We start from the raw sequence: 13145 nt of genomic DNA, 5'->3' as shown, positions 1-13145 counted from the left end.
CTATTCCGCCGCCGCGGCCGTGCGCTGATAGCGGGCGAGCATCGAGCGCAGGCCGGCCGGCTTCACGGGCTTGTTGAGGATCGGAATATCGAGGTTCGCGGCCTTCTGGCGCACATCCGCCGACCGGTCGGCCGTCACGAGCACCGCCGGCACGTCCTCGCCGAAGCGTAGTCGCAAGGCAGCAATCAGGTCGAAGCCCGTCTCGTCGTCGAGATGGTAGTCGGCGAACACGATGTCAGGCCGCGGCAATTCCTTCGCATCCATGGCGTCGAGCGCGGCACTGCCCGAGATCGGCACCGCGCGGCATCCCCAGCCCTCAAGAAGCTGGCGCATCCCTTCCAGGATCCGCTCGTCATTGTCGATGCAGTAGACGGTCATGCCGTCGACGGAAAAGGCACCCTGACGCTCGACCCGGCCACGTTCCGGAAGCGGGAGTTCCTGCGCGGCCGAAATCGGCAGCAGCACAGAGAACATCGTGCCCTTCTCGGTCGAGCCAAGCCTCAACTCCAGGCGCAACACGCGAGCAATGCGGTCGACGATCGACAGGCCGAGGCCAAGGCCCTGTGCCTCCTTCGCGCCTTCATCCAGCCGAAGGAACTCCTGGAATACGCTGTTCAGCTTGTCCGACGGAATGCCGATGCCGGTGTCGACCACCTGGATCTCGACCAGCGAGCCGCGGCGGCGCGCGCCGACCAGCACGCTGCCGGAGCGGGTGTATTTGATCGCGTTGGAGACTAGGTTCTGCAGCAGGCGCCGGAACAGGTTGCGGTCGGTCATTACCGCGATGCTGGACGGCACGATGCGCAGGCTGAGGTTCTTTTCCCGCGCGAGAGGCTGGAAATCCGTTCCGATCTGCCGCAGCAGGCCGTCGAGTCTGAAGACGGTCGCCTGCGGCTTCATCGCGCCCGCATCGAGCCTCGAAATGTCGAGCACGGCACCCAGGATCGCCTCGACGGAATCGAGGGCGGAATCGATGTTGGCGGCCGCCTCCCGCTCCGAGCCCTTGCGCGTGCGCTCGATCAGCGAGGCGCAGTAGAGCCTCGCCGCGTTGAGCGGCTGGAGGATGTCGTGGCCGACGGCCGCGAGGAAGCGGGTCTTGCCGAGATTGGCCTCCTCGGCCAGCATCTGCGCCTCGGCCAGTTCGCGGTTGACGCGGGTCAGCTCCGCCGTGCGGCTGGCGACGCGCTGTTCGAGCGACTCGTTGGCGACCTTCAGCGCCTTGTCGGCATGCACCCGCGCGGTAATGTCCGCATAGGTCGCCACCATGCCACCGTCGGGCATCGGGTTCGAACGCAGCTCCACGATCCGGCCACTTGTCCTGAGCTCCAGCTGCCAGGGCTGGTCATAGGTCGACAGGCGGTCGAGGATGGTCGTCTCCGCCCCCGGCACCAGATCGCCGCGCTGCACGAGGAGGTCGAGGATATGGGTGAGCGAGACGCCCACCTGCCCCAGTTCCTCCGGCAGGTCGAACAGGACGCGATACTGGCGGTTCCAGCAGGTCAGCCGGAAATCGCGGTCGAACACGGTGATGCCCTGCGCCATCTGGTCGAGCGCGATCTGCAAGAGGTCGCGGTTCTGCTGCAGCGCTTCCGACGCGTCGTCCAGCAGGCGGAAGGCATCGCGCGAGGACTTGTCGTTGCGCTGGAACAGCAGCGACAGGATCAGCCGAGCCGACGACGAGCCGACCGCGCTGGTGAGCAACTGCTCGGAATAGCGGATGAGTGCCGTGTTCGCCGGCTCCGATCCGACGATGCGCGCGCCCGACTGTTTCTCGAAGGTCTCGAACGAGCGCTCCGTCCGCTCGACGCCGAGATAGCGTGAGATCGTCTCGCGCAGGTCGTTGGCGGTGACCGCAGTGCGGAAGCGGCGCAGACTCGGCATCGGGTTCTGGTCGCGCGGCACGAAGAGCGCGGCCTGGATGCGCTCCAGCGGCTTCGAGGCGCGCGACAGCGACCCTAGCACGAAGAAGAGCGTGTTGATGGCGAGGCTCCACAGAACGCCATGGTTCAGCGGCTCGGCGACGGTTCCGATGAGCGCCTGCGGCCGCAGCGCGGCGATGCCGAACAGGCCGTGCGCGACGAAGTCGGTGTCGGGCGGAAGCAGCGACGGGATCAGCAGCGTGTAGGCCCAGACGGCGAAGCCCGCCGTCATGCCGAGGATAGCGCCGCGGGCATTGGCGCCGCGCCAGACGAGACCTCCCACGAAAGCCGGCGCGAACTGGGCGATGGCGGCGAAGGACATCAGGCCAATCGAGGCCAACCGCGTGTTGGTCGTCGCCTCGCGATAGTAGAGGAACGCCACGAACAGGACGATGAAGATCGCGGCGCGGCGGATGTTGAGGATCACCGTCGACAGGTCTTCGCGCCGGCGCTCGGTCGGGCGCAGCATGCCGCGGGCGAAGATCGGGATCACCAGGTCGTTGGAGATCATGATGGCGAGCGCGACGCTCTCCACGATCACCATCGCGGTCGCCGCCGACAGGCCGCCGATGAAGGCGGCGAGCGCGAGCAGGTCGTGGCCGGCAAGCAGCGGCACGGACAGAACATAGAGGTCCGCCGAGGTCTGATTGCCCACGAGAGTAAGGCCGGCAAACGCGATCGGCAGGACGAACAGGTTGATCACCACCAGGTAGAGCGGGAAGAGCCAGGTCGCCGTGCGCAGCTCGCCCTCGCTGCGGCTCTCGACGATGGTGACGTAGAACTGGCGCGGCAGGAGCAGGATCGCAAAGCCGCTCAGCACGGTCATCACGATCCAGGTGGAGGGCGACGTCTGGTAGTTCGCGGCCTGGGCCACTTCCGCATTCGCCGACGTGGCCGCGATGAAACCGTCCAGACCGCCGAGGAAGAAGAAGGTGATCGCAAGGCCGATCACCAGGAAGGCGGCCAGCTTGACGATCGATTCCACCGCTACCGCGAGCACGAGCCCGTCCTGATGCTCGGTCGCGTCGGCGTGGCGCGTGCCGAACAGCACGGCGAAGACGGCGAGCAGGAAGGCGACGGCGAGCGACACGTCGCCGATGAAGAAATCGAGGGCCGGAGCCGCGCCGTTGTAGTGCTCGACCATCAGGCTGACCGAACCCGAGATCGCCTTGAGCTGGAGGGCGATGTAGGGGATGGCGCCGACGGTGGCGATGATGGTGGCGATCGAGGCGACGGCGAAGCTCTTGCCGTAGCGGGCGGCGAGGAAGTCGGCGACGGAGGTGATCTTCTCGGTCTTGGCGAGACGGATCACCCGGCGCAGCAGCGGGAAGCCGAACAGGAAGACCAGGGCCGGACCGATATAGATCGCCAGATATTCGAGCCCGCGCTCGGAGGCGAGACCGACCGAGCCGAAGAAGGTCCAGGACGTGCAGTAGATCGCCAGGCTCGCCGCATAGATATACGGGCGCGAATGCCCCGAGCCGAGCCGGGCGGCGCGGCGGTCGCCGAGGCTCGCCACGCCGAACAGCAGCGTGACGTAGGCGATCGCGATGATGACGATGACCCAGCCTTGCACGCCCGAGTTCCTCCTTGTCCGGCGTGGCCGAACCATGGCGCATCTTGCGCCGGGCGATCAAGGGCGACGTAAGTCGCGGGAAGGTCTCTTTGGTGACGGCCGAGGCGGCGAATTTTGCACTGTCTGCCGGAACGGAATCCGCTATGGTCGCGCGATCGGGCCGCCGATGGATTGCAGGCGACCTGTTCAACTCGCATTTTGGAGGGACCAGATGCTGAAGGAATTCCAGGAGTTCATCTCGAAGGGCAACGTCATGGACCTTGCCGTGGGCGTCATCATCGGCGGCGCGTTCGGCCTGATCGTTTCGTCGCTGGTGGGCGATATCATCATGCCGATCGTAGGCGCGATCTTCGGCGGCTTCGACTTCTCCAACTATTTCCTGCCGCTGTCGTCCTCGGTGACCGCGACGTCTCTGGAAGAGGCCCGCAAGCAGGGCGCGGTGTTCGCCTATGGCAGCTTCCTCACCGTCGTGATCAACTTCCTGATTCTGGCCTGGATCATCTTCATCATGGTCAAGCTGTTGAACAACCTGCGCAAGCGCCTCGAGAAGGAGAAGCCGGTCGAAGTAGCCGCTCCCCCCGCAGACGTGCAGCTCCTCACGGAGATCCGCGACCTTCTCGCCAAGAAGGCCTGATCGTCAGGAGACGTCCACAGTACGCTCCCCGGTCGCCTCGTGGCCGGGGATTTCTGTTTTGTCGGGACCGCAAAACCGCTAAGGCAGTGGCCTCGCCTAACCGGATAGCCTTCCTTGCCTGCCTCCATCACATCCTATCTCCGCCCCGAAGCGCGCCTCGCGCCTGAAAGCGGCATCGTCGCCGTCATGAACCACGGCCGCGGCAAAGAGGGGTTGATCCCGCTCTGGGCCGGCGAGGGCGACCTGCCGACGCCAGACTTCATCACCCGCGCCGCGATGGAGGCGCTCGCCGCCGGCGAGACGTTCTACACTTGGCAGCGTGGCATTCCCGAACTGCGCGAGGCACTGGCGCGCTACCACAGGCGTCATTTCGGCCGCGACTTCGCCGCGGAGGAATTCATCGTCACCGGCTCCGGCATGCAGTCGATCCAGCTCGCTATCGACGCCATCGCCGGCGCGGGCGACGAGATCGTCTATCTGTCGCCGGCATGGCCGAACCTCGCCGCCGCGGCGGGCGTCGCCGGTGCCAGGCCGGTTCCGGTCCATCTCGACTGGTCCGACAATGGCTGGACCTGCGACATCGACAAGGTGGCGGCGGCGATCACGCCGCGCACGCGCGCGCTGTTCGTCAACACGCCGTCGAACCCGACCGGCTGGACCGCCGACATAGAGACGCTGAAGGCGCTGCTTTCGCTGGCGCGCGAAAAGGGCATCTGGATCGTCGCCGACGAGATCTATTCGCTGTTCTATTATGGCGGCCGGCGCGCGCCCTCCTTCATGGACGTGATGGAGCCGGACGACCGCATCCTCTTCGTCAACAGCTTCTCCAAGAACTGGGCCATGACCGGCTGGCGCGTCGGCTGGGTCAAGGTCCATCCCGACCTTCAGGCCGTGTTCGAGAACCTGATCCAGTATTCAACCTCCGGCGTCGCGCAGTTCATGCAGCGCGGCGCAGTCGCAGCCCTCGATCAGGGCGACGCCTTCATCGCCTCGCAGGTCGAGCGGGCGCATCAGGCGCGCGACATCGTCTGCCGTATCCTCGGCGAGACCGGTCGCGCCCGCTTCAGCGTGCCCGCGGGCGCGTTCTACCTCTACTTCTCGATCGATGGGGTGACGGACGTGCGCCAGGCCGCATTCGACATCGTCGACCAGGCGAATGTCGGGCTGGCGCCCGGCACGGCGTTCGAGGAGGACGGCGCCGGTTTCTTCCGTATCTGCTTCCACCGCCGGCTGGATCAGGTGGAAGAATCCGCCAACCGGCTGGCGACGTGGATCAGGAACCGCTGATCAGCCGCCGGCGGACGGCACGACCAGCGGGATGATCCGGTCGCTCTTTTCGATGCCCGGCTTGCGCATGTCGCTGAACGGGATGCCGAGCGCAGTCCAGGTTTCGACCAGCGCATCCTTCAAGCCGTCGATCAGGCCGTCAGTGTGGAACGGCGTCGGGGTGATGCGCAGGCGCTCCGTGCCGCGCGGCACGGTGGGATAGTTGATCGGCTGGATATAGATGCCGTGCACTGCGAGCAGTCGGTCGCTGGCCATCTTGCACAGCTCCGGATCGCCGACGAGCACCGGCACGATATGCGTCTGCGAGGGCATGACCGGCAGGCCGGCTCCCGACAGAACGTCCTTCGTATGCGTGGCCTGGCGCTGCTGCGCCTCCCGCTCGGCACCCGATACCTTGAGGTGGCGGATCGAGGCGGTTGCGGCCGCGGCGATGGACGGCGGCAATGCCGTGGTGAAGATGAAGCCCGGCGCATAGGAGCGAACCGCGTCGATCACTTCCTTGGTGCCGGTGATGTAGCCGCCCAGCGTTCCGAACGCCTTGGCCAGGGTGCCCTCGATCACGTCGATGCGGTCGGCGAGCCCCTCGCGCTCGGTGATGCCGCCGCCGCGACCGCCATACATGCCCACCGCATGGACCTCATCGATGTAGGTCATGGCGTTGTAGCGCTTGGCGAGGTCGGCGATCTCGGCGATCGGCGCGATGTCGCCGTCCATCGAGTAGACGGATTCGAACACGATCAGCTTGGCGCGCTCGCGCCCCGCCGCCTGGAGCAGCGATTCCAGATGGCGCACGTCGTTGTGGCGGAAGACCTTCTTCTCGGCACCTGAGCGGCGCACGCCTTCGATCATCGAAGAATGGTTCAGTTCGTCCGAAAGGATGAGGCAGTTCGGCAGCAGGCGGCCGATGGTCGAGATCGACGCCTCGTTGGAGACGAAACCGGAGGTGAAGACGAGGCCAGCTTCCTTGCCGTGCAGGTCGGCGAGTTCAGCCTCAAGCTCGACCAGCGGATGATTGGTGCCGGAGATGTTGCGCGTTCCGCCGGCGCCGGAGCCCATGCACCCGGCCGCATTCTGCATGGCCGCGATCACGTCCGGATGCTGGCCCATGCCGAGATAGTCGTTCGAGCACCAGACGGTGATTTCCTTGGTCTCGCCACCCGACCGCCAGATCGCGCGCGGAAAGGAGCCCACGATCCGCTCGAGATCGGCGAAGACCCTGTAGCGGCGCTCGGCGTGGAGCTGATCGATCGCTTCCTGGAAAAAACGCTGATAGTTCATGCCCTAGTCCTGCATTCGCGCCGGAACATAGTCCCGGACGCCGGGGGAATCCATTCGCCGCTTGCGGTCAAATTGCCACGGCAAACGCTGCCGACGCAGCAGCTATTCCCAAATGAACGTTTCTGGCCGATGCCGCTTTGTCCTGGATCAAGACACGCCGGTAACCTTCTGTTTTCAGCCTACGCTTCCTTAAGCCTTTCGCGCTAACCTTGCGGCACCGGAAATCCGGGTGGCCGGCGCGTCTAGCCGGCCTTGGTCGGCCAAAGGGTGCTTCGTATGGCTGTACTTGTGACGGGAGGCGCCGGCTATATCGGCAGCCACATGGTGTGGGAACTGCTCGACCACGGCGAGGACGTGGTGGTGCTCGACCGCCTGTCGACCGGCTTCAGCTGGGCCGTGCCCTCGGAAGCGCGCCTCGTCATCGGCGACATCGCCGACCAAGAGCTGATGAAGACGATCCTGCGCCGCAACGACATCGATTCGATCATTCATTTCGCCGGCTCGGCCGTGGTGCCGGAATCGCTCGCCGATCCGCTCGCCTATTACGAGAACAACACCTCCAAGTCGCGCACCCTGATCGAGTCGGCGGTGCGCGGCGGGGTAAAGAACTTCATCTTCTCCTCCACCGCCGCCGTCTACGGCATGACGCATTCCGATCCGGTGCCTGAGAGCTACAGGCTGGCGCCGGAAACGCCCTACGGCGTCTCGAAGATGATGACGGAGCTGATGCTGCGGGATGTCGCCCGCGCGCACGAATTCCACTACGCCGCGCTGCGCTATTTCAACGTCGCCGGCTCCGATCCGCGCGGCCGCACCGGCCAGTCGACCAAGGGCGCGACGCATCTGGTCAAGGTCGCGGTCGAGGCCGCGTTGGGCAAGCGCAGTCGCATCGAGGTGTTCGGCACCGACTATCCGACGCATGACGGCACCTGCATTCGCGACTTCATCCATGTGAGCGACCTCGTCGCCGCACATCGCCTGGCACTGCTTCACCTGCGCGCGGGCGGCGGCAACCTGGTCGCGAACTGCGGCTACGGCCACGGATATTCCGTGCTCGACCTGATCGAGGCGGTGCAGCGCGCGAGCGGGCGCAGCATCGAGGTGCATCTGGGGCCGCGGCGCGAAGGCGACATGCCCTGCGTGATCGCCGATCCGACGCTGCTGAAATCGACGCTCAACTGGGTGCCACGCTACGACAGCATCGACACGATCGCGGAGACCTCGATCGCTTGGGAGAAGGCGCTGTCGAAGCGCAATGCGATCTGGGACGCCGACTCGCAGGATTCGGGCGGCTGGATGGGCTTTACTGGGCGGATCGGTGCCTGAGCGCGGCATCGACGCAACACCTTCTGGAGAACTCACAGGCATGTGCGCGGCAATTCCCGCGGGAGTTGACGCCGCGCCGCGGCAGCGCGACACGTGGCGCCGAGGGGCAAATCCCCGCCATTCCGGCGGGACGTGAGGGTTCTAGGCGACCGGAATGAACATGAGACCGATCTTGCGGCTTGTCCTGGCAGGGACGATGGCCTTCTTGCTTGCGGCCTGTTCCACGAGTTCGCCGACCAGAGTGCTGGAGGTCCAGCCGATCCAGTCGGAGAAGTATGCGGCGATCGTCGTCGACGCGAACACCGGCCGCACGCTCTACTCCGCCTCGGCCGACCAGATGCGCTATCCGGCCTCTCTCACCAAGATGATGACCCTCTACATGCTGTTCGAAGCGCTGGATTCCGGCCGCATCAGCAAGTCGACGCAGATCCCGATCTCGGCCCACGCCGCCTCGCAGCCACCGACCAAGATGGGGATCAAGCCGGGCGGATCGATCGACGTCGACAGCGCCATCCGCGCACTCGTCGTGCGCTCGGCCAATGACGTGGCGGCCGCCGTCGGCGAGTATCTCGGCGGATCGGAGGCGCAGTTTGCGGCGAACATGACCGCCAGGGCGCGCGCGCTCGGGATGACGAAGACCACGTTCCGCAACGCCTCCGGTCTTCCCGACGCCGGGCAGCAGACCTGCGCGCGGGACATGGCCCTGCTCGGGATGGCGCTGCGACAGCGTTTCCCGCACCACTACGCCTACTTCTCGACGCGCGAATTTGCCTATGCCGGCAAGATGGTGCGCGGCCACAACAAGCTGCTCGAAACCGGCGGCATCGACGGCATCAAGACCGGCTACATTCGCGCCTCGGGTTTCAACATTGTCACCTCGGTGAACCGCGACGGAAAGCGCCTGATCGTGACGGTGATGGGCGGCGAGAGCGCAAACGGCCGCAACGCCCATGTGCAGGAGCTGATCCAGCGCTACCTTCCGGCAGCGGCGAGCCGCGGCGGCACGCATACCTGATCCGCGCGAAATTCCGGACATTCGCGGGAACGAAACGCCGCCGGGCGGCTTCTCCGCAAAGTGATTTGCGATGCGGCCCCGCCGCAGCAATGATCGTCCCATAGTGCTCTGCCGGAGAGCGAGATGAACCAGATCAGGCAGGTGGCCGTCGAATGCGTCGGACGCGCGGTGATGTTCGGCTGGCTCGCGATCGGCTGCGTAATGGTCGGCTTCTCCTTCGCGCCGGTTTCTTCGTTCAGATCGGGCGCCGTGCTGGCGCTCATCATGTCCCTGATCCTTCTCTGGAGGGCGATGACGGCCGCCTCGCGCAACCCGCGGCACAGCGAAGTCTGGCTCTATCTGGACGAAGTCAACCGACCGGCAGAGACCGACGCCCGGTTCGTCTTCACGACGATTATGCGCGAAGTCTACGGCCACTATGCCCAGGTGACGCTGTGGGTAGCAGTCGGGCTGTTTGGGGCTTCCGCGCTGCTTCAACTTGGCGGCCTCACGCCGTATTCGCCGCCGACCGTCGGTTGATCAGGTCTTCTGCGGCGACGGAGCTTCGGGCTTTGCAGTATCGGTCTCGGCTTCCAGATCCTTCACGATGTCGATGAAGCGTCGGAAGAAGCGCTCCATGAAGGTCAGGCTCTGCTCGAACTGCTCCTCGCTCGGCAGCGCCGTCTGCGGTGCACGCGGTCCTTCGAGCGCGCCGAGACGCTTTTCCACCTCGTCGAGACGGCGTGCCAGCCGGTCGATCTCATCCTGCCAGACGGAACGTTCGTCGGCGGCGAGGCGGCAGACGAGCTGCCCCGTGCGCTCCGTGCAGACCGACATCTCGCCCGTGCGGGTATCCATGCGGACATAGCCGTCCGGCGTCTTTTCGAGCGTGTAGCGGGTCTCCGCCTCCTGCGCGACGGCGGCCGGAACGGTCGCGGCGAGAGCGAAAGCTGCCAGTCTAGCGATGAGCATGGGGACCTCCTGCCTCGTCTCGCGATCTTCCCGGATCTTTACGCCGGAAATGCGGTGGACATGTCCGCGGCCGGGTCTGCCCGGCTTCCGGCGCGCCGGCTTGTCGTCTATAGCGCAGCCATGTCACGGATTATCTACAAGATCGCGCCGCGCGCGCTGTGGGACAAGGCGGTGGAAGCCGGCGTGTTCGATGGCGCACCGATCGACCTCGCGGACGGCTTCATTCATTTCTCCACTGCCGATCAGGTGCGGGAGACCGCGGCGAAACACTTCGCCGGCCAGGGAGACCTTCTGCTGATCGCGGTCGACGACGGCGCATTCGGCGCTGCGATGCGCTACGAGGTGTCGCGCGGCGGCGCGCTCTTCCCCCACCTCTATGCACCTCTGCCCGTTTCCGCCGTGCTCTGGGTCAGGGAGATGCCGCTCGGCCCCGACGGCAACCATATGTTTCCGGACCTCGGCGCCTGATGATCTCTCCTTTCAAATTCGGGCTGCCGCTCCTCTTCGCGTTCGACCCGGAAACGGCGCATGGCCTCTCGATCGCAGCGCTCAGGTCTGGTGTGCCGCTCGCCTGCCCCGCGAAGCCCGATCCGCGCCTCGTCGTCGAGGTCGCAGGTCTGCGCTTTCCCAATCCGCTCGGCATGGCGGCGGGCTACGACAAGAACGGTGAGATTCCGGATGCGCTGCTGCGGCTGGGTTTTGGCTTCGCAGAGGTCGGAACGGTCACCCCCCTGCCCCAGTCCGGCAATCCCAAGCCGCGCATCTTCCGCCTCATGAGCGACCGTGGCGTGATCAACCGTCTCGGTTTCAACAATCAGGGCCATGAGGCGCTGGCGCAGAGGCTGGCAAAGCGTCAGGGCGGCGGCATCGTCGGCGTCAACATCGGCGCCAACAAGGATTCGACCGACCGGATCGCCGACTACGAGGCGGGCGTGCGCGCCTTCGCCAGACGTGCGTCCTACCTGACCGTCAACATCTCGTCGCCGAACACGCCAGGGCTGCGGGCGCTGCAGAGCCGCGAGGCGCTCGCCGAACTGCTGGGCAGGGTGATCGCGGCGCGAGCAGAGACGGAAGCTGCGACGCCGATCTTCCTGAAGATCGCGCCGGATCTCATCGATGCCGATCTCGACAACATCGCCGGCGAGCTGCTCGCGCAGAAGCTGGATGGACTGATCGTCTCGAACACGACCCTTTCCCGCAGCGGCCTCGAAGACACGGAGACGGCGCGGCAAGCGGGCGGGCTGTCAGGTCGCCCCCTCTTTCTCCGCTCGACCGCCATGCTCGCGCGGATGCGCCGGCGACTGGGCCCCGATTTTCCGGTGGTGGGTGTCGGCGGAATTGAGTCGACCGAGACGGCGATCGAGAAAATCCGCGCCGGGGCCGATCTCGTGCAGCTCTATACGGGGATGATCTACGCCGGCCCCGGCCTGCCGGGCGATATCGTCTCCGGCATGTCCCGTTTCGCCGCCAGGGAGGGCCTGGCCTCCATCCGCGACATCCGCGACAGCGCAACAGAACGTTGGGCGGAGGCTAGACTGGATTAAGTCGCCCGGCGGGTAAGCCCTTTCGTCCTTGGAGCCGTGATCATCCGCGGCGGTAGTTGATCAGCCGCAGGACCAGCCAGATCGGCACCACGACGGCTGCACCCAGCAGGATGTAGCCCAGGAACTGGTCGATGGCCGAGAAGCCCATGTTCCAGAGCCGGACCAGGAAATCTCGGGCGCCGATGAGGATGTCCCATGGCGACAGGCCGAGCGAGGCCATGATCATGCCGACGATGAAGGAGGCGACCGCCAACTTCAGGAGCAGGCGCAGCGGACTGTCGCCAAGAATGCGGTTCACGCCGTCGGGCATGGAAAAACCTCCATCATGGCGCGCGCATACGCACCGAAAGCGGCCAGATCAAGCCGGCGGACGATGCAAAACGGACGCGCCAGACTTATTTGAGCAGATGGAGAAGAAGATATTTTAGGCGCGGCGGCTGGCAATGTATTGGCAAGGGCCTCCATCCGGAGGCCCTTGCTCACCTGATTAGCAATTGGCGGGCGACTGGGTGCAAGTATCGTACATGATCTTGCCGATATTGCCCGCGCCGTAGCTGCCATAAGCGGCGAGGGGAAACTCAGCATTCTGGCCGAACCAAGATGCCCCCTGGACGTTGACGCCCACTTCGGTATAGCCCCAGCTCGTCACACCAACGACGGTGTTGCGGACGGCTGAGTTCCCAAGCGAGGCGCTGCCAGTAACAACCGGAGATGTGCCGAAATTGACGAGCCAAGGACCGCCAGAGGAACCGCCGGTCATGGCGGAGCCAATCTGAATGTTCATCAATTGCTTACCGTTCGCACCAGTGGTCGCAATGTATTTACCAAACGTATCGCCGCGCAGCATTAGATAGCCGTTGTCGATCGCCGAGGGATAGCCAATCTGAGTGATCGCCGCGACCGTCGCGTTGCCGAAGATGGGTGTCGCCAGGAAGCTGTAGCCGTTCCAACCATACCCATACCAGCCGCCAAGAGTAGTTCCAGCATAGGCGCCGTTGCGTGGTGCCAACCGAACTGTGGCGATATCGTTGTTGCAGACCACACCGATAGCACCAGATTGGCAAGTATCGGTGCCGTAAAAATACGGTAAGGGGATACGCCAAGACTGAGCCGGGTAGTGCCCCCCATGGGCCACCCGTAGACGAGTAGTTTGCCGGATACCAACGCACCTCGCTTGCATTACCAGCGGCAGCTTGGCCATAATTATGTACGCAATGCGCCGCCGTGATGAGAACGCCCTTTTTCACAAGTGAAGCAGTGCAGACATACCAGCTTGAGCCGAAGCGCATCCAAAGCTTGCCGGAAAAACGATACGGACGGCTTGCAACAGGAACCAGCGCGCCGTTCCCGGTATTAAACGGGGCGCCCATGACCGCCACTCGGGCAATGGTATAGGGCCATTTGTAGCCGCTGTTCAGCCCGTACGCGTTATTTCCCACGCCGCTTTCCCCAATCGCGCCGGCAGCCTGAGCAGCCGGAAGTGATCCGCCTGTAGCCTGGTAAGGCATCACTCGCGGCGTCGTGGTAGGCAGGCGGCTCAGTCCCGGACCGACGGGACCCGAAGCGGACGATTGGCCGGACGGAAAGGCTTCAACCGTCTGTGCTCCGTTTCCGA

At 65.0% G+C, this 13145-nt stretch carries 12 protein-coding genes and 1 pseudogene; 7 read left to right on the top strand and 6 right to left on the bottom strand.

What is annotated here, in order from left to right:
- Positions 1–3495 (bottom strand): NahK/ErcS family hybrid sensor histidine kinase/response regulator, encoded by a 3495-nt coding sequence (locus tag LRS09_RS17160; protein WP_257808043.1) that lies wholly within the window; start codon positions 3493–3495, stop codon positions 1–3.
- Positions 3496–3706: 211 nt separating this feature from the next.
- Between LRS09_RS17160 and mscL the strand changes: the two genes are divergently transcribed.
- Entirely contained in the window at positions 3707–4129 is a 423-nt protein-coding gene (gene mscL, locus LRS09_RS17155; protein ID WP_257808042.1) for a large conductance mechanosensitive channel protein MscL, read from the top strand.
- Positions 4130–4243: 114 nt separating this feature from the next.
- Positions 4244–5416 (top strand): pyridoxal phosphate-dependent aminotransferase, encoded by a 1173-nt coding sequence (locus LRS09_RS17150; RefSeq protein ID WP_257808040.1) that lies wholly within the window; start codon positions 4244–4246, stop codon positions 5414–5416.
- Here the strand turns inward: LRS09_RS17150 and hemA are convergent, their stop codons facing one another.
- Positions 5417–6694 carry a 5-aminolevulinate synthase gene (gene hemA / locus LRS09_RS17145; RefSeq protein ID WP_257808039.1) on the bottom strand — a complete coding sequence of 426 codons (1278 nt, stop codon included), beginning with the start codon at positions 6692–6694 and terminating at the stop codon, positions 5417–5419.
- A 276-nt stretch (positions 6695–6970) separates the two neighbouring features.
- Here hemA and galE point away from each other — a divergent pair, with 276 nt between their 5' ends.
- The 3 genes from galE (at position 6971) to LRS09_RS17130 (ending at position 9554) form a co-directional block, all read left to right on the top strand.
- Positions 6971–8020 (top strand): UDP-glucose 4-epimerase GalE, encoded by a 1050-nt coding sequence (gene galE / locus LRS09_RS17140; protein WP_257808038.1) that lies wholly within the window; start codon positions 6971–6973, stop codon positions 8018–8020.
- A 160-nt stretch (positions 8021–8180) separates the two neighbouring features.
- Positions 8181–9035: a D-alanyl-D-alanine carboxypeptidase family protein gene (locus LRS09_RS17135; protein ID WP_257808037.1), complete on the top strand. Its 855-nt coding sequence runs from the start codon at positions 8181–8183 to the stop codon at positions 9033–9035.
- 123 nt (positions 9036–9158) lie between these two features.
- The gene (locus tag LRS09_RS17130; RefSeq protein ID WP_257808035.1) at positions 9159–9554 is read left to right on the top strand and encodes a hypothetical protein; all 396 of its coding nucleotides are present in this window, start codon (positions 9159–9161) and stop codon (positions 9552–9554) included.
- On the opposite strand, the gene LRS09_RS17125 is transcribed toward LRS09_RS17130, so the two are convergent.
- The gene (locus tag LRS09_RS17125; protein WP_257808033.1) at positions 9555–9986 is read right to left on the bottom strand and encodes a hypothetical protein; all 432 of its coding nucleotides are present in this window, start codon (positions 9984–9986) and stop codon (positions 9555–9557) included.
- Positions 9987–10106: 120 nt separating this feature from the next.
- Here LRS09_RS17125 and LRS09_RS17120 point away from each other — a divergent pair, with 120 nt between their 5' ends.
- Together LRS09_RS17120 and LRS09_RS17115 are read left to right on the top strand one after the other, a co-directional pair.
- Positions 10107–10454, top strand: coding sequence for a DUF952 domain-containing protein (locus LRS09_RS17120; protein WP_257808031.1), 348 nt, complete (start codon positions 10107–10109; stop codon positions 10452–10454).
- Positions 10454–11530, top strand: coding sequence for a quinone-dependent dihydroorotate dehydrogenase (locus LRS09_RS17115; RefSeq protein ID WP_257808029.1), 1077 nt, complete (start codon positions 10454–10456; stop codon positions 11528–11530). Before LRS09_RS17120 ends, LRS09_RS17115 begins: the two co-directional genes overlap by 1 nt.
- Before the next feature lie 40 nt (positions 11531–11570).
- Here LRS09_RS17115 and LRS09_RS17110 read toward each other — a convergent pair whose 3' ends face one another.
- From LRS09_RS17110 to LRS09_RS30370, 3 genes and pseudogenes are all read right to left on the bottom strand, one after another.
- The gene (locus LRS09_RS17110) at positions 11571–11840 is read right to left on the bottom strand and encodes a DUF6460 domain-containing protein (protein WP_257808028.1); all 270 of its coding nucleotides are present in this window, start codon (positions 11838–11840) and stop codon (positions 11571–11573) included.
- Positions 11841–12017: 177 nt separating this feature from the next.
- Positions 12018–12572 (bottom strand): hypothetical protein, encoded by a 555-nt coding sequence (locus LRS09_RS17105; protein WP_257808027.1) that lies wholly within the window; start codon positions 12570–12572, stop codon positions 12018–12020.
- Positions 12573–12738: 166 nt separating this feature from the next.
- Positions 12739–12819: pseudogene (locus LRS09_RS30370) on the bottom strand (hypothetical protein); the annotation flags it as partial.
- Between the last annotated feature and the right edge of the window lie 326 nt (positions 12820–13145).

The organism is Mesorhizobium sp. J428, assembly GCF_024699925.1.
Lineage (GTDB): Bacteria > Pseudomonadota > Alphaproteobacteria > Rhizobiales > Rhizobiaceae > Mesorhizobium_A.
The sequence above is the reverse complement of the archived record's forward strand: the minus strand, read 5'-3'. Positions and strand labels throughout refer to the sequence as shown.